Source organism: Rheinheimera oceanensis, assembly GCF_018831085.1.
In the GTDB taxonomy this organism is placed as follows: domain Bacteria; phylum Pseudomonadota; class Gammaproteobacteria; order Enterobacterales; family Alteromonadaceae; genus Alishewanella; species Alishewanella oceanensis.
The window spans coordinates 240,914-258,367 of record NZ_JAGPNM010000002.1 but is presented as its reverse complement, the minus strand read 5'-3'; the positions used below and the strand labels follow the sequence as shown (position 1 = coordinate 258,367).

13 protein-coding genes are annotated in these 17,454 nt (G+C 49.4%); 6 read left to right on the top strand and 7 right to left on the bottom strand.

What is annotated here, in order from left to right; all coding sequences use genetic code 11:
- Positions 1-27: 27 nt before the first annotated feature.
- The 6 genes from panC to dksA form a co-directional block, all read right to left on the bottom strand.
- Entirely contained in the window at positions 28-870 is an 843-nt protein-coding gene (panC, locus tag J3B89_RS05800; protein WP_215396572.1) for a pantoate--beta-alanine ligase, read from the bottom strand.
- 5 nt (positions 871-875) lie between these two features.
- The gene (gene panB / locus J3B89_RS05795; RefSeq protein ID WP_215396571.1) at positions 876-1,667 is read right to left on the bottom strand and encodes a 3-methyl-2-oxobutanoate hydroxymethyltransferase; all 792 of its coding nucleotides are present in this window, start codon (positions 1,665-1,667) and stop codon (positions 876-878) included.
- Positions 1,668-1,720: 53 nt separating this feature from the next.
- Entirely contained in the window at positions 1,721-2,221 is a 501-nt protein-coding gene (gene folK / locus J3B89_RS05790; protein ID WP_215396570.1) for a 2-amino-4-hydroxy-6-hydroxymethyldihydropteridine diphosphokinase, read from the bottom strand.
- Positions 2,221-3,552 carry a polynucleotide adenylyltransferase PcnB gene (pcnB, locus tag J3B89_RS05785; RefSeq protein ID WP_215396569.1) on the bottom strand — a complete coding sequence of 444 codons (1,332 nt, stop codon included), beginning with the start codon at positions 3,550-3,552 and terminating at the stop codon, positions 2,221-2,223. Before pcnB ends, folK begins: the two co-directional genes overlap by 1 nt.
- Before the next feature lie 224 nt (positions 3,553-3,776).
- Positions 3,777-4,670: a tRNA glutamyl-Q(34) synthetase GluQRS gene (gene gluQRS / locus J3B89_RS05780; RefSeq protein WP_215396568.1), complete on the bottom strand. Its 894-nt coding sequence runs from the start codon at positions 4,668-4,670 to the stop codon at positions 3,777-3,779.
- Between the two features lie 13 nt (positions 4,671-4,683).
- Positions 4,684-5,133, bottom strand: a complete 450-nt coding sequence (gene dksA, locus J3B89_RS05775; RefSeq protein WP_008217905.1) for an RNA polymerase-binding protein DksA — start codon at positions 5,131-5,133, stop codon at positions 4,684-4,686.
- Positions 5,134-5,398: 265 nt separating this feature from the next.
- Between dksA and pepB the strand changes: the two genes are divergently transcribed.
- From pepB to J3B89_RS05745, 6 genes are all read left to right on the top strand, one after another.
- Positions 5,399-6,688 (top strand): aminopeptidase PepB, encoded by a 1,290-nt coding sequence (gene pepB / locus J3B89_RS05770; RefSeq protein WP_215396567.1) that lies wholly within the window; start codon positions 5,399-5,401, stop codon positions 6,686-6,688.
- Positions 6,689-6,786: 98 nt separating this feature from the next.
- Complete coding sequence (gene hrpB / locus J3B89_RS05765; RefSeq protein ID WP_215396566.1) at positions 6,787-9,231, top strand: ATP-dependent helicase HrpB; 2,445 nt, start codon at positions 6,787-6,789, stop codon at positions 9,229-9,231.
- The gene (mrcB, locus tag J3B89_RS05760; protein ID WP_215396565.1) at positions 9,228-11,504 is read left to right on the top strand and encodes a penicillin-binding protein 1B; all 2,277 of its coding nucleotides are present in this window, start codon (positions 9,228-9,230) and stop codon (positions 11,502-11,504) included. Before hrpB ends, mrcB begins: the two co-directional genes overlap by 4 nt.
- Positions 11,505-11,510: 6 nt before the next feature.
- Positions 11,511-13,688 (top strand): winged helix-turn-helix domain-containing protein, encoded by a 2,178-nt coding sequence (locus tag J3B89_RS05755; RefSeq protein WP_215396564.1) that lies wholly within the window; start codon positions 11,511-11,513, stop codon positions 13,686-13,688.
- Between the two features lie 85 nt (positions 13,689-13,773).
- Complete coding sequence (locus tag J3B89_RS05750) at positions 13,774-13,998, top strand: hypothetical protein (protein WP_215396563.1); 225 nt, start codon at positions 13,774-13,776, stop codon at positions 13,996-13,998.
- Between the two features lie 82 nt (positions 13,999-14,080).
- Positions 14,081-16,153 (top strand): winged helix-turn-helix domain-containing protein, encoded by a 2,073-nt coding sequence (locus J3B89_RS05745; protein WP_215396562.1) that lies wholly within the window; start codon positions 14,081-14,083, stop codon positions 16,151-16,153.
- Here the strand turns inward: J3B89_RS05745 and hemL are convergent.
- On the bottom strand, positions 16,150-17,430 hold the full coding sequence (hemL, locus tag J3B89_RS05740; protein WP_215396561.1) for a glutamate-1-semialdehyde 2,1-aminomutase: 1,281 nt from the start codon (positions 17,428-17,430) through the stop codon (positions 16,150-16,152). The two genes, J3B89_RS05745 and hemL, sit on opposite strands and share 4 nt — an antisense overlap.
- Positions 17,431-17,454: the final 24 nt, after the last annotated feature.

Here is a 17,454-nt window from a genome sequence, read left to right as displayed (position 1 = left end):
GACGGGTATTGATCTGCTGCAGGTTTTTTACACTTCCAGGTTGTCAATTAACCGGGTACTGCCCAGCCAGGCTGCGGCCAGAATCACTTTAGCCTGCTCTGCAGTGGTTGCCAGCGTTAGATCGGTTTGATCAGAGATATCAATATAGTCCGGTGTAAAACCGGCAGCGCTCAGTTGTTGTTTAGTTTGCAACTCCAGACTGCGGTAATCATGGTTACCGGCCAGAATTTGTGCGCGCAGTTGTTGCAACACTTGATATAGCTGAGGGGCTGTAGCCAATTGCTCTGGCGTTAAATAACCATTGCGCGAGCTCAGCGCCAGGCCATTTTCTGCCCGTTCGGTGGGCACACCGATAATCTCAATGGGTAAGGATAAATCGGTTACCATCTGGCGGATAATGGCCAGTTGCTGGTAATCCTTCTGGCCAAAACAGGCAATATCCGGCTGCACCAGATTAAACAGCTTACAAACAATAGTCGACACACCACGGAAATGGCCGGCGCGGCTGGCACCACAGTGTAAATCGCCAAGCATAGGCACTTCAACAAAGGTTTGTACATCGAGGCCGCGCGGGTACATGATATCCGGAGTGGGAGTAAACACCGCATCGGTACCATGGGTGGTTAGCCCGGCACAATCTGCTTCCAGCGTACGCGGGTAGCTATCGAGATCTTCATTTTTGCCAAACTGCATCGGGTTAACAAAGATGCTGACAATCACCCGGTCGGCGTGGCTTTTGGCGACATCAACCAGTTTTAAGTGGCCATTATGCAGGTTGCCCATCGTGGGCACAAAGGCGATACGCTCGCCGTTTTGGCGCCAGGCACTGATTTGTGCCCGTAGCGCAGCAATAGAGTTGAGTATTTTCATCTGGCTTAAAAACTGTGTTCGCTGGCAGGAAAAGTCTGGCTTTTTACTTCGCTGACATAAGCGGCAATAGCGCTTCTGATCTCGCCGGTTTGTGCCAGATAATTCTTGGAGAATTTGGGGATATAGCCACTGCTAATGCCAAGTAAATCATGCATTACCAGCACCTGGCCATCGGTAACATTACCGGCGCCAATGCCGATAACCGGAATGCTCAGCGCTTCGGTAATGCGTTTAGCTAAGGCGGTAGGAATGCATTCTAACACCAGCAACTGGGCGCCAGCGTCTTGCAGGGCTTTGGCTTGCGCAACCATGGTATTGGCAGCAGCATCGGTTTTACCCTGCACTTTATAACCACCAAAGATATGCACCGACTGCGGTGTTAAACCTAAATGGCCACATACCGGCACGCCGCGCTCGGTTAAGGCTTTTACGGTGGGCAGCAAAAAGTCGCCGCCTTCGAGTTTCACCATATTGGCACCGGCCTGCATCAGCGGCACTACGCTTTGTAATGCTTGCTCCAGAGTACCATAGCTCATAAACGGCATATCGGCGATGACAAACGCATCCGGTGCACCGGCTCGCACGGCGCGGGTATGGTAAGCAATGTCGTTAACGGTAACCGGCAATGTATCGCCGTGGCCTTGCAGCACCATACCTAAGGAATCGCCAATCAGCAGTACCTCTACGCCTTGTTCGGCAAATAATTTAGCGAAGCTGGCATCATAGGCTGTCAGCATAGTGATCTTGTCGCTTTGCTGCTTCATTTTCTGTAATACGGCAGTGGTGATCTTAGCCATAATCTTCTCATCCGACCATTAACGCAGGACGCGCAAGATCGCACAAAGTGCGATCAGCTGCAACTGCTGTGAAGTTTTTGCAGGCCATTTTGTGATACCTGCGCCAGTAAAGAGGATAATACAGTACCGTCCGGCAGGTTAAGCTGGGGTGCAATTTCGTAAAGGGGATACAGTACAAACTCACGTACACGCAAGCCATAGTGCGGCACGGTTAAGCGTTCAGTGGCGATAACCTGATTGCCGTACAGCAGAATGTCTAAATCCAGTGTGCGTGGGCCCCACCGCTCGGCTTTACGTTTACGGCCCTGCTGCTGTTCTATCTGTTGCAGCGCATCGAGTAGCTGCTCTGCCGTTAGTGTGGTGTCTATCGCGGCTACGGCATTGACGTAATCGGGTTGGTCTTGCGGCCCCATAGGTTTAGAGCCGTAAAAGCCAGACACAGCAACCAACTTACTACCGGCTAACTGCTTCAGTGCCTGTACCGCTTGTTGCAATTGCGCCACGGGTTCGTCCAGATTAGCACCTAAACCAATATAACAGCGAAGCGGAGTCATCATTCTACCGTGGGTTTACGTTTATAGCTGCGACGGCGACGGGGGCCTTTGTCGATGCCTTCTTTACCCAGCTGGTTGATCAGCTGCAGGCGGTCGGTTTCGTCAGCAAACTGAAATCTTTCCCACCATAATGCCAGCTCAACTAAGCTGCCGCCTTCGGCTTCGGCACGTAATTGCAGAAAGTCAAAGGCACCACGAAACTTAGGTTGTTCCAGCAGTTTAAAGGCCCGGCGCCCGGCGCGTTTGGTTAAACGGCTTTGCAGCGCCCAGATATCGCGCATTGACAGTGTAAAACGCTTAGGGATAGCAATAGTGCGCTGAATATCGTCCAGCACTTCGGTCATGGCGATATTCATTGCATCAATTTCACTTAAACCGTCGGTTATCAGCATTTGGCTGCGCAGCTCTACCGGGTACCATAACAGGGCGGCAAAAATAAAGGCTGGTGTGACAGGTTTATCAGCTTCAACCCGCTCATCGGTGTTTTGCAGAGCTTTAGTGGCTAACTGAAACGCCTTGCCTTCCGGTTCCTGTTTTAACAGTTTATCCAGTTGCGGCAGCAACTGCTTTAATACTTTGCTGTCGCGCATCAGCATAAAGTTATCAAAGGCTTTACCGGCTAGTAGCAGCTTTACCAGCTCGTCGAACAAACGCGGTGGCGGGATATTTTTCAATAATACTGCCAGTTGTGCTATTGGCTCTGCGCTGGCTGGGGCAATTTGCATATTCAGCTTGGTAGCAAAGCGGATCGCCCGCAAAATGCGCACCGGATCTTCGCGATAACGAGTTTCCGGATCGCCAATCAGTTCGATTTTTCGTTCGGTTATAGCCTGTATGCCATTGGCAAAGTCATAAACACAGAAATCATTTACCGAGTAGTACAATGCGTTAACGGTAAAATCGCGCCGCTCAGCGTCTTCTTCAATAGTGCCGTATACGTTGTCACGTAAAATTTGGCCATGATCGCTTAAACTGGCTGTTTTTAACTTAGGTGCGGTGTCGGCTTCGTCATCGGCGCCACTGTGGTGGCCGCGGAAGGTGGCAACTTCAATCACTTCACGGCCAAATACAACATGGGCTAAACGAAAACGGCGGCCAATCAGACGGCAGTTACGAAACACCTGTTTTACCTGCTCGGGTTTGGCATTGGTGACCACATCAAAATCTTTTGGTTTAAGGCCGAGCAATAAATCGCGGATACAGCCGCCAACCAGATAAGCATCAAAACCAGCGTCTTTAAGCCGGTACAGCACTTTAAGTGCATTTGGGCTGATATCTTTACGTGAAATAGCATGCTGATCGCGGCTTAAACGCTGCACTGCAGGTAGCATGCTGGCGCCCGGAGCCGGGCGGGGCGCCTGTTGAACTTTGCTTGCAGTTTTGGTTTTCTGGCTGTTTGCCTTAGTGGCCTTGCCGCCAAAAGTGCGGCGGCAAAAATCTAACACTCGCGAAATAATGATAATTCTCCTGACTAAAGACAGCCCCGAGCTGCATTGTTTTAAAAACGGCTAATAATACCGCAGCCGAAACGAAAAAAGAATTAAACCGGGCCGGCTTAACGAAATTCTGTATTGCTTATTTCCATTTGCCGCGGCACGTTGGCAAGCTGCCAGTTGCTAATAGCCCAGCCTAACTGTTCCGTAACCGGGGCTTGCTCTAACTCTGCTGGTAGCGGGTGGCCAAGAAAACACAATACTTTACTCATTACCTGTGCTTTGGGCCATTGGCTGATCGCGGCAGCGTGATTTTGTTTGCTGAGCTTAAATCCGGGCTCCAGCACCGCCAGTGGCAAGTGGCCGTATCCGGGCTGTACAGCGCCAAGCAAATTAAATAATGCTTGTTGCCGTGGTGTCATCTGCAGTAAATCAGCACCGCGGATCACTTCGGTGATACCCTGGTCGATATCATCCACTACTACCACCAGTTGATAAGCAAATAAGCCATCGCGGCGTTTAATAATATAATCTTCCTGTGCCAGTTGGCTTGTTATCTGCTGCGGGCCATATAGCAGATCGGTAAAGTGGGTACTGACATTGTTGCTGCGCAGACGCCAGGCCAGGTTGTTACTGCTTAAATTCTTTGTGGCACAGCGATTGTCGTAAGTACCCCCCATAGCACTGATTTGCTTGCGGCTGCACTGGCAGGCATAAATTAGTTGCTGCTGCTGTAACTGGTTAAAAACTTCACTGTAGCGCGCAAGACGTTGGCTTTGATACAGCACCCCACCATCCCACAGTAAACCAAATTGCTCCAGTGTGCGCAGAATATCACTGTCGATGCCTGGCACCATGCGAGGCGTGTCGATGTCTTCCATTCGTACCAGCCACTGACCATGCTGGCTTTTTGCCTGCAGATAGCTGCCAACTGCAGCAACAAGAGAACCGAAATGAAGTGGGCCGGAAGGCGAAGGCGCAAACCGGCCGATATAAGCGGGGCTGGAAACTGGCATTGTAGCGGGCACTTTAGCCGCCCAGCTGCTTTTCCTTAATTTCAGCTAAGGTTTTGCAATCGATACACATGTCAGCCGTTGGACGGGCTTCCAGGCGTTTGATACCAATTTCAATACCGCAGGTATCGCAGTAACCAAAGTCTTCATCTTCGATTTTCTGCAAGGTTTTTTCAATCTTTTTCAGCAGCTTACGCTCACGGTCACGGGCGCGTAGTTCTAAACTGAATTCTTCTTCCTGAGCGGCACGGTCTACCGGGTCCGGGAAATTAGCAGCTTCATCTGCCATATGGTTCTTGGTGCGATCAACTTCTTCGCGCAGCTGCTGACGCCAGGCGTCGAGAATGCGGCGGAAATGTTCCAGTTGCTTCGGGTTCATATACTCTTCCCCGACAGCTTCCTGATATGGCGCTACGCCTGCAAGGGCAAGTAAGCCCAGCGTTTTGGTAGTATTGCCTTCTGGCATAATCATCTCCTGTATAATGCCAAGCAAAAAATATGGCGGCTATAGATAGCAGAATATTGCTGGCATCGCAATCAGATTTAAAAAGACGCAGAAGTATACAGACTGACGGGCATATCGTCATCTTATTTAATTTACGCCAATTTAACGGTCACTTTAGCTTAACGCAGCTGCAGAATAACGAGGCTGGGTTTCGCTGGTAAAGCCTTGTGATACACTGACCGGCATCGCATTTAACGCAAACCAGCACTGATGAAAAGGGTGACAGATGACAGACGTTGTGCAAATTCAGCTACAGGCAACTGCAGTAGCAAGCAAATGGGGTAAAGCTTTACTGACGCCCACCGAAAATGGTTTTCAGATCCATTTTAATACCAAAGACGCACAGCGCAGTGTGCAAAAGGCGGCGCGCAGTTTAGATAATTTGGGTTTGACACAGGTGCAGTTAACCGGTGATAACTGGACTTTGGAACTGCAATGGGCATTTTATCAGGGCTTCTGCAACGCCAAAAAACAAGGTGGAGTGTTGTTTAACAGTGATGCCGCGCAGACTCAACTGGAACAACTGGCACAGTGTTTTAGCTGGGCCAAACAACTGATAAACCAAACGCCGGATGAATTATACCCTGAGCAACTGGCAAAACAGGCGGCAGCTTTTATTAAAGATATTGCCCCTGAAGGCACGGTTAGCAGCCATATCTTGTTGGATGAGCAGTTGTTAGAACAAGGCTGGAATGGCTTACATGCTGTAGGGCGCGGCAGTGCCCGCAAACCGGCAATGCTGGTATTGGACTATAACCCGACAGGCCATGTCGACGCACCGGTCAGCGCTGCGCTGGTGGGTAAGGGGATCACCTTTGATAGCGGCGGTTACTCAATTAAAGCCACCGAAAGCATGCTGACAATGAAATGTGATATGGGCGGCGCGGCTACTGTTACCGCAGCATTGGCACTGGCGATATTGCAGGGCCTGAATAAACGCGTACAGCTGATTTTATGCTGTGCGGAAAACCTGATCAGCAGCAATGCCTATAAACTGGGCGATATTATTACCTACAAAAACGGTACTACCGTTGAAATTGTCAATACCGACGCCGAAGGCCGCTTAGTATTGGCCGATGGCCTGATGTGCGCAGCACAAAGTGGTGCCGGGCTTATTATTGATGCTGCTACGTTAACCGGTGCAGCTATGACAGCGGTTGGCGCAGAATATAATGCGCTGTTTGCATTGGATAAAGCGTTAGCGCAAAAAGCCCTGGCTTATGCTGAGCAAGTGCAGGAGCTTACCTGGCAGTTACCGTTGGAACTGTGGCATCAACAACAGTGCCCGTCAGCTTATGCCGATACGGCCAACAGCCGGCCGGTAAAAGGTGGGGGCGCCGGTGGTGCCAGCAACGCAGCCGGTTTTTTAAGCCGCTTTGTGCCTGACGAAGGCAAAGGCTGGTTGCACTTTGATTTGGCGGCCGCTTTTAATAACAACAACAATGCTTATTGGGCCGCCGGTGCTACCGGGCAGGGTATTCGTACCATCAGTGCGACCTTACTTGGCGAAGCCTGAAGTTTAACAAGGAAGTTTAACCCAACATCTTAACAAGTATGGGGCGTCAGCCTAAAACAGGGTAAACTGACGCCAATAGGGTTTTTCCGGGTTAAGTTGTGTTACCTGTCGCTGAAATTTTTCCGCAATTGCTGTCACTGTTGCAGCAACATAATAAAGTGATTTTGTCAGCCCCGCCCGGGGCTGGCAAATCGACGTATCTGCCGTTGTACTTATTACAGCATGCTGATTTTTCAGATAAAAAGCTGTTAATGCTGGAGCCGCGCCGCCTGGCGGCCAAGAGTATTGCTGCTTACCTGGCGACACAACTGGGTGAAGCTGTCGGCGAAACCGTCGGTTATCAGATCCGTCAGGAGCAAAAATACAGCAGTAAAACCCGGTTGCTTATTGTTACTGAAGGCGTACTCACGCGCAAATTACAGCAAGATCCTGAACTGACAGCTGTGGATCTTTTGCTGTTTGATGAATTCCACGAGCGTTCACTACATGCTGATTTAGCACTGGCACTATGCCTGGAAGTACAACAATTACGGCCTGAACTGCAGTTATTAATTATGTCGGCCACGTTGGATATGGCGCAGCTGGCGAATAAACTTGATGCACCGGTAATAGCCAGTGAGGGGCGTAGTTACCCGGTAACGGTGGAATATGCCCTGCCGGGGAGTCAACCTCTGGCACAGCAGATTGCTGCTTTAGTGCAGCAGGCGTTGAATAAACATAACGGCAATATTCTGGTGTTTTTACCTGGCCAGGCTGAAATTAACCAAAGTGCCCAACTGCTGGAGCAGCAGGGGTTAGCTGCTAATGTGCAACTGCACCGTTTATTGGGTAGCCTGACACTGGCGCAGCAGCAGGCCGCTATTGCACCGCCGCCAGCAGGTGTGCGCAAAGTTGTATTGTCAACTAATCTGGCAGAAACCAGCTTAACCATAGATGGCATTAGCGTGGTGATAGACAGCGGCCTGTGCCGGCAAAGCCGGTTTAACCCGCGCCAGGGGTTAACTGTGCTGGAAACTGCCGCTATTAGCCAGGCCGCCGCCACGCAGCGTTCCGGGCGCGCCGGGCGTTTGTCTCCCGGCCATTGCTACCGGCTGGACACCGCAGAAAAATGGCAGCGCCGCGCCCGGTTTGACGCCCCCGAGATAGAAATAAGCGATTTAACCGCCCTGCGGCTGGAAGTTGCGGCCTGGGGTTGTCAGGTAAACGATTTACACTGGCTAACACCGCCACCGGCCGCAAATGTAGCTGTGGCAGAGCAGTTGTTGCTGCAACTGAGTTTTATGGACAATAAAGGTATTATTACTACCAGCGGCCGCCAGGCGCACAAGCTGGGTACGGATCCCAGATTAGCCGCTATGTTGCTGCATGCGCAGCACCTGGAGCTGCAAGGGAGTCAACATGCACAAGCACTGGCTTGTATACTGGCGGCAATACTTGAAGATACGCGCGTGCTGCAGGGCGATATATACAGCCTGCCAGGCCGTGTTAAGCAGACACTGCCGCAACAATGGCAGCAGGCGCAAAATTTTGCCCGTTTGCTTGGTTGTCAGCTAAGCGAAATATTACCGCTGGAATTACTGCCAGTACTGGCTCTGCGGGCCTTTCCGGACCGGCTGGCCAAACGCCGGGGCCAGGGATATCAGTTAGCTAATGGCATCGGCGCAGTGCTGCAGGACAATCACAGTCTTAGCGGCCAGCCCTGGCTGGTAGTATTACATATGCAGCAGTTTGGCCGCGAAAACCGCATTTACCATGCGGTCAGTATCAGCCCTGATGCGGTGTTATCTGACTGGCAGGCTGAGCTTAGCTGGCAAATTCAAACCTTCTGGGATGATAAAAGCGGCAGCTTTTTTACCGAACAACAACTAAAGTTTGGTCAGTGTTTACTGGCGGCTAAACCTGCGGCTTTACAGTTAACTGCAGAGCAAAAGCAGTTGGCGTGGCAAACCTATATTAGTAATAAAGGCCTGAGTTGCCTGAACTGGACCGACACTGCATTACAGCTGCGCGCAAGAGTTATGTTACTGCAGCAACAGCAGAGCGATGCTGGCTGGCCGGATTTTTCTGATGATGCTTTACTGGCCGCTTTACCGGTATGGCTTGGCAGTTATCTGGCACAAATCAGTAAAAGCACGGCTTTAGCGCAGATCCCACTGTATGAGGCGCTGCTGCAATGTTTAAGTTATCAGCAACAACAGCTATTGAACCAGTTATTACCCACACACTGGCAGGCACCCACCGGTTCAAGGCTGAGTATTAATTATCTGGCTGAGGGCGGCCCCAGACTTTCAGTGCGGGTTCAGGAAATGTATGGTCAGATGCAGTCGCCAACATTATTGCAGGGCAAAATAACGGTCACGGTAGAGCTGTTGTCACCCTCCAGACAACCCCTGCAGGTAACGCAGAATTTAGCCAGTTTCTGGCAAAATGCCTGGCAGGAGGCCAGAAAAGAAATGCGCGGACGCTACCCTAAACATTATTGGCCGGAAGATCCGGCGCAGGCCATGCCGACAACGAAAACTAAAAAGGCTATGTTACGATGAGCAGTAAAAAAACCAGCTCCGGGCGCAGCAGTAAAAAACGTGCTGCGCCCGGTGTGCTGCGTACAGTCTGGTGGCATAAGCCATTGTGGCTGTTGGCTAAAGTGGTGGTGTTGCTGCTAGTGCTGCTGGCTTTTTATTTTCTGTATCTGGATAGCAAAATAAGTAAAAAGTTTAGTGGCCAGAAATGGCAGGTTCCGGCACAAATTTATGCCAAGAGTATAGAGCTGTATCCGGGCAAAATTCTGACACAGCAGCAGTTTATTCAGCAACTGAACTCACTGCAGTATCAGCGTAATCCGGCGTTATCGGGCGCCGGCCAATATAGCGTGTCGCGCAATCATGTTTCAGTTTACCGGCGCCCCTTTATGTATGTCGAAGGCTATGAGGCGGCGCAGCAGTTTAGTGTCGAGTTTAACCGGGGTGGCATTAACCGCATTACTCAGCGCCAGCAAAAAGAAGCGCTGAACTTTGCCCGGCTTGAACCTCAGTTGATTGACCACCTGGTATCTGCACAGCAGGAAGACCGCGAACTGGTGCAGCTGCAGCAAGTGCCTGAGATATTTAAAGATACCTTGCTATTGGTTGAAGATCGTGATTTTTATCACCACCATGGGGTGTCGCCGCTGGCAGTACTGCGGGCGCTGTGGGTAAATATTACAGCCGGGCGCACTGTGCAGGGGGGATCAACGCTGACACAGCAATTGGCAAAGAATATGTACCTTAGCAGCGATCGCACCTTGTGGCGTAAGATCAATGAGGCCATGATCGCGCTGGTGCTGGATTATCGCTTTAACAAAGATCAAATTCTTGAAGCCTATCTGAATGAAGTGTTTGTCGGGCAAAATTATGCCAATGCCGTGCATGGCGTTGGCCTGGGTAGCCGGTTTTACTTTGGCAAGCCGCTGACTGAATTAACGACAGCAGAATACGCCTTGATGATCGGTATTTTAAAGGGGCCGTCGTACTTTGATCCCCGCCGTTTTCCGGCACGGGCTAAAGAGCGGCGTGATTTGGTTTTGCGGTTGATGTTTGAGCAAAAATTTCTTGACCGTAAGCAATACGAGCAGGCGGTAGAGCAGCCGGTAGCCGTGATTTCGCGCAACCAGTATATGAATACCGGTTTTGCTTCTTATCTGGATGCGGTAAAAAAAGAGCTGCGCCAGTTGAGTATTGACGAGCAGTACCGTGACAAAGGCATCAAAGTATTTACTTATCTTGATACTCAGGCCCAGGCTGCAATTGAGCAGGCTGTTAGCAGCCAGCTTGCCCCGCTGGACCCGGAATTACAGGCTGCTGCTGTAGTAGTAGACTACCGGCAGGCAGAAATTAACGCTATGGTAGGAAGTAAAGTGGCGGTACAGGGCGGTTTTAACCGTGCTACCGATGCCAGACGCCAGATTGGCAGCATTGTAAAGCCGGTTATTTTTCTTGAAGCTTTGGCTCAACGTGGCCGCTATACGTTAGCCACACCGCTGGACGATAGCCCGATCCGCTTACGTAGCAACGATCAGGATTGGCAGCCGCAGAATTTTGATAAAAAATTCAGAGGCCAGGTAAGCTTGCTGGATGCACTGGTTAATTCATTAAATATTCCCACAGTAAGGCTGGGATTGCAGCTTGGCCTGCCTGCTGTCAGTGACGGTTTACGTAAGCTGGGATTAAAGCGTAGAGTAAAACTGCATCCGGCGGCCTTGTTAGGGGCTGTTGAGCTAAGCCCGCTGGAGGTAACACAGCTGTACCAGACGCTGGCCAACAATGGTATGCATCAGCAGCTTAGCACCTTATATGCAGTAACTGATGCAAACGGCCACCCACTGCATCTGCGCGATCACCAACTTACGCGGCGCTATAATGAGCAAGAAGTGTATTTACTGCAGTATGCGCTGATCCAGGCAGCAAAAACAGGTACGGCCCGGGCTTTGAGTTCGGTGTTTCCCGGTGAAATTCTGGCGGGTAAAACAGGGACATCCAGCGATTACCGGGACAGCTGGTTTAGCGGTTTTGATCAGCAAACGCTGATGACAGTGTGGTTAGGCCGGGATGATAATAAAGCTATAGGGCTAACCGGGGCTAGCGGAGCGTTAAATGTTTTTAGCCGCTATTTTACGTTGCAAGGCGTGAATTCACTACTCAGAGCCATGCCTGAACAGGTATCTTTACAGGCATTCTCTGTAAAAACTGGCTATCCGCAGCCACAAAATTGCCTTAACGTATTGTTATTGCCTGCGATTTCAGTTGAAATGCCATTACCAACCGAATGTATAGAAGAATAACAACGATTGTCTGAACCTATGGCGATAAAACCAAACCAGCTGTTACAGGTTGGTGAATGGCAGTATATACCTGAGCAGGACAAGCTGATGAAGTTTGATGCAGAGGGTAGGCTGAGTATTACCGCAGATTTAGATAACCTGTGTCAGAAGGTCGCAAACTACTTTATTGTCAACGCAGGCAAGCTGGTTACAAAAGATGAGCTGCTGCTTGATGTATGGGGTATCCGCGATGTGTCTGACGGCAGGGTAACCCGTGTTATAAGGGTATTAAGGGTCGCGCTGGGTGATGACACCCGAGAGCCCCGTTATATTGAAACTATTCCTAAGCGCGGTTATCGCTTTATCGCACCCGTATCTGAAATAGTGCCACTGGCCGCTAAAGAAGATACCGAGCTTGTATTTAGTGCGGCGCGCACCGATACCACCCCACTAAAATCAAAACCGATACTCATTAGCATATTTGCTCTGGCGGCATTGCTGGTAATGGCTGTTATCTGGTGGCTATGGCCGGCAGATCATACCGCAACTGATGATAGCGCCGGTACCATCCCTATGTGGCGTTATACCCCTGTCACCTCACTGGATGGCCTGGAGTTTTATCATAATGTGTCTGTGGATGAACGATATCTGGTTTACAGCTATGCAGCGCCTGATGCTACTGTTGGTTCTGTACTGATGCTGCAGGATTTACAGGAACATAAAAGGGTGCAGCTAACTGATAAATCATACAACAGTTTGGGTGCAGTATTTAGCCCTGATGGAACTAAAATAGCTTACCAGCGTTATTATCCGAATGAGAAATGCGAAATCCGGCTAATGTCACTTAGCGCGGATAAAATGCAGGTGCAGGAAGATAACCTGCTCAAACACTGTGGTGAAAAATCGGTATCGATCAGAATTACCTGGTCACCGGATGGCCGCTATATTGTTTACCCAAATATGGATGAAGTAAAAAAGCAGCTGGTTTTACAGATGACATCGGTTGATAACACTATCTCCGAAGTGCTGACGGTACCGCCTTCAAGCAGTTTTGGTGACTATGCCGCGCGTTATTCCCGCTCGGGGGATAAGCTGGTTTTTTTAAGAGAAGCAGCTGGCTCTGCACAAATCTGGTTGCTTAACCTTGCCGACAGATCAACACGGTTATTAACAAAAATACCTGATACTGTTCCAGGTAATGTAGACTGGGATTTAACAGACCGCTCTGTTATTTATCCATCGGCATCGAATGCGCTTGGCCGGGTATGGCTTGATAAAGGCGAACCTACTATTCTCGCCTACACGGACGCTTATGCCAGCGAGCTGCAAGTTACAACCTCAGGCAAAATTGTTGCATCTATCGGTAATTTCTCCAGAATCAATCCTAAAAAAGTGGCAAACCGCATAAAAAATAATGAAGCTCATAATGAAGCGGTATTTAGCTCTAACCGCAATGAAACGTTTGTCGAGGCCAATCCTTTAGATAATAGCCCAACGGCGGTTGTATCAAGGCGTTCCGGCTCGCAGCAGGTATGGCTGTTTTATAATGATGGCCGCCAAAAACAGCTAACAAATTTTAATGATGATCAGCGTATTCGCAGTTTAATGTTTTCACCGGATGGCAGCAGGTTAATGGTGCAGCTAAATGACGAGTTATGGCTATTTGATATTGAGGGTAACCCACTAAAAATAGCCGGCGAGAAAGGTGCTGTGCTGGCTTCGCCCAGTTGGTCCAGAGATGGTAAATCACTGTTTTATTCTGAGGCCCGGCAAGGACGCTGGCAGGTTATACAACGTGATATTAATGATCTTGGCAAACGCGAAATTTTTGCCAATGACAAAGAGTATTATTATGAAAGTTATTATGCCGGCTATGCCTTCTGGCGTAGCAGCAGAGATAAACAATTTTACATACAGTGGCCTGGTGAACAGCCGGAAAAACTAAAAATAGAATTGCCCGAAACACAAGTTATGCTGAAATTTGAGCTGCGAAAAACAGGTATTTATTACTCTTATCTTGTTGATGAGCTCAACTACCGGCTGAATTATCTTGATTTTGCCACAGATGAAATTATCAACGTGCTGGAGCCGATCCAATTTGGCCGCTTTAGTATCAGTGCTGACGAAAAATTTATTTTTATGCTGGAATATGATTTTGGTGATATGGATATTGCCATAATTGACAGCGACGTCGATGTTTTATAAAGAATTTATCTGAAAGTCATCGAGTTATAACGAGTTGATGCTCCTATGGTTGGCCTGTAAGCCAACAATAACTCAGGAGCTGGAAATGAAAACTACACTTACAATTATGTTTGTCGTTTTGCTGGGCGCTACCGGCATTGCTGCAAAAAAAACAGATATTCTCAATACCTCAGGCGCAAATGATCAGCAACTCTATGCTTGTTTTTTTTATCCGATTTGTACCGTACCCGATAATTATTCGCCGATGACGATAAAAGATAGTAAAGATAAAGCCGAAGATACCAGCAGCGATAAGTTGAAACTGGCTTAAACGTCCCTTAATTAACAACGCTAAACATTTCTTATAGTTAAGGTATAATCCGCCCAGACAATCAATTGTCGGGCGGACCTTAATGTCAAATCTTGACCCCGTGGTACAAATTGGAAACTGGTATTATCAGGTGATCTATGGTCAGCTGTGGCCGGTTGATGCCACTAGTGCAGACGATATGGTCCGGCTGGAGCCCCGTTTACACAGCCTGCTGAATTACTTTTTACTACACCCCGGTGTTTTGCTGGCCAAAGACACACTGATTGAAAAAGTCTGGCCTGCAGATGAAGGTACTGATGCTGCAGTTATGCGTGCTGTTGGCGCATTACGCAAAGTGCTTGGCGACGATGTACGTGCGCCAAGCTATATAGAGACGGCATCAAAAAAAGGTTATCGCTGGCTGGCGACTATTAAACCGGCCAAATTACAGGATATAGCTGTTGTTACAGCGGATACTGCTGTAACAACAGCAGCGATCGACATTGATACTGATGAAAAGCCACGACCAGCCTGGCGCTTTATTGCCGGTACTGCGGTAGCGGTGATTATTGGCTGTGCCAGCCTGGCATACGTACTGGCAACCTATACCTCAACGCCGTTGATAAAGTTACCTGATACCATTACCCCTATAAGTGCGTTAAGCGGGCAGGAATACTGGCCGGTATTAACACCTGATGGTGCTCATGTGTTGTATCAGCATAAAGCTGTAGACAGTACTTTATTTAACTGGAGCTTGCAGAACCTGACAGATCTCAGGGTTGAGCATATGCCACAAAAATACCGCCAGTTGTCTCAGGCGTTGTGGCTGGACCCGGAGCGCATCATTTTTCGTGGCGAACATCAAGACAATGGTTGTTACTTTTATCGTCAGCATGTAAAACCGGCAACTCAGCCTGAATTACTCTGGCCCTGTCAGAAAGTGCTGCCTCAGGGGGCTGCAATGTGGCAGCAGAAGTTGCTGTGGCTGGATACCGATGCTGCTACTAATCAGCTGCAGCTCTGGAGTGCATTGCCCGGACAAGCCGCTGAGCTGTTGCTGTCACAGGATAATCACTGGCGCGATATTTCGCATATGTTAATTCGTAATGACACCCTGTACTTTGTTGCTCAGCAAACGCCCAATCAGTCAGTTTTGCTGAAGTTAACACTGCCAGACGGTGAATTTGAGCAATTATTGGATTTTCCTTATGTTATTACCCAGTTTAGCTGGTGGGATGAGCGGCAGTTATTGTTATCTGCCGGGCAGCAGGAGCTACAAATTGTCTCGCTAAAATCAAACAGCAGGCAGGGGCTGGGGCCACTGACACGTGACTTGACCCAGGCATCAAGGTATCCGGGCCAGGTGCTGGCAACACAGTTTTTAGACTACACCACAGATATCCTCAGGGTGGAGAATGGCCCGGCAGTAACCGGTGGCATTAAGTTGCTGCCATGGCATGTCAGTAACCGTAGCGAGCGCCTGCTGGCCGTGAGCGGTACTGGCCAGGCCGCATTTGTATCAGAGCGTGCCGGGCTTAGCCAAATCTGGCTGGCGCAACAGCGCGATAGTATGCAAATCACCCGCTTTACTGAACAACAGCATGTACAGCAAATGTTATGGCATCAGCAGCAATTACTGGTATTAATTAACACCAGCCTGTATCAGCTTGATTTAGCATCAGGCCAGCTACTGCAGTATCACAATGTAGCATCAGCAGGGCGGTACGCCAGTTGCCACGGCAAGTTATACTGGACAGCTCTTACAGCAGATGGCTGGGTTTTAATGACAGAAAAAGGTGCTATGCCTGAGAGTATTATGCCAGGCGTTACAGATGTGCGTTGTGGCCCAGAGCAGAGTTTAGTGCTGCAATTTTCTGATACTGTAAACCTGGCTTTATTCACGCCGGCACAGGAGCTAATCAGCTTGCCGGTGCAAATTAACTGGCGTAGCAGCACTGGCGAACAATGGTTTACTGACAACACCGGTATTTATTGGCTGGCAGATGACAATATCACGGTTTATCGTTTTGACTGGTTATCACAGCAAGTGAATGCAGTACTGGTAGCAGAACAGGAAATGCCGGTGGCAATATACAGCGATGGCGATGGTCTTGGCTATATCGTACGGCAACGGCCGTACGATACCGATATTGTCTGGCTGCAAAACCGTCGTTAAAGTTGTTTAAAGCTGTGCTCTGCCGCAAAAATAGTTTGTGCCAGATCTTCTTCACTGTGTGCCAGCGATAAAAAACCGGCTTCATAGGCTGAAGGTGCCAGGTAAATACCTTGTTGTAACATCAGGTGGAAGAAGCGTTTAAATGCTTCAACGTCACACTGTGTTGCCTGAATGAAGTTAGTTACAGTGGGTTCAGCTGTAAAGAAAAAACCAAACATACCGCCCACCTGATTGGTTGCCAGTGGCACGCCGTGTTTTGCCGCAGCTGCGCTGATACCATTAATGAGCTGTGTCGTTTTAGCTGTTAAAGCCTGATAAACGCCAGCTTTGCTGATCTCAGTTAATGCAGCCAGGCCTGCAGCCATCGCAATAGGATTGCCCGACAATGTGCCGGCCTGATACACCGGTCCCAGCGGAGCAATATGCTGCATAATCTCGCGTTTACCGCCAAAGGCACCAACCGGCATACCGCCACCGATAATTTTACCCAGTGTCGTTAAATCCGGCTTAACGTTATATACGGCCTGAGCTCCACCCAGTGCTACACGAAAACCTGTCATTACCTCGTCAAATATCAGTACAGCACCATATTGATCGCACAACTGGCGCAGGCCTTGTAAAAAGCCGGGGGCGGGCGGAATGCAGTTCATGTTGCCAGCTACAGGCTCGACAATAATACAGGCGATATCGTCGCCGTGCTGTGCGAATAACTGCTCTAACTGTGACAGGTTGTTAAATTCGCTGGTGAGCGTGTATTTGGCAAAATCGGTTGGCACACCAGGTGAGTTTGGTACGCCAAGCGTCAGTGCGCCTGAACCGGCTTTTACCAGCAATGAGTCAGCATGGCCATGGTAGCAGCCTTCAAATTTAACTATGGTATTGCGGCCGGTATAGCCACGCGCTAAGCGAATGGCGCTCATAGTGGCTTCTGTACCTGAGCTAACCATCCGCACCATTTCCATTGATGGTACCAGTTTGCTTACCAGCTCAGCCATGGTTACCTCTGCCGGGCAGGGCGCACCAAAACTTAAGCCCTTGGCGGCAGCTTCAATAACGGCATTACGGATAGCCGGGTGGTTATGGCCCAACAGCATTGGGCCCCAGGAGCCGATATAATCAATATAACGTTTGCCATCCACATCAAACAGGTAAGCACCGTCGGCACGGTCGATAAATACCGGTGTACCCCCGACACTTTTAAAAGCCCGCACAGGTGAGTTTACACCGCCGGGTATGGTGTGCTGGGCACGTTGAAACAGTTCTGCAGATAAAGACATAAATCAGTTTCCGATAAATAAGTT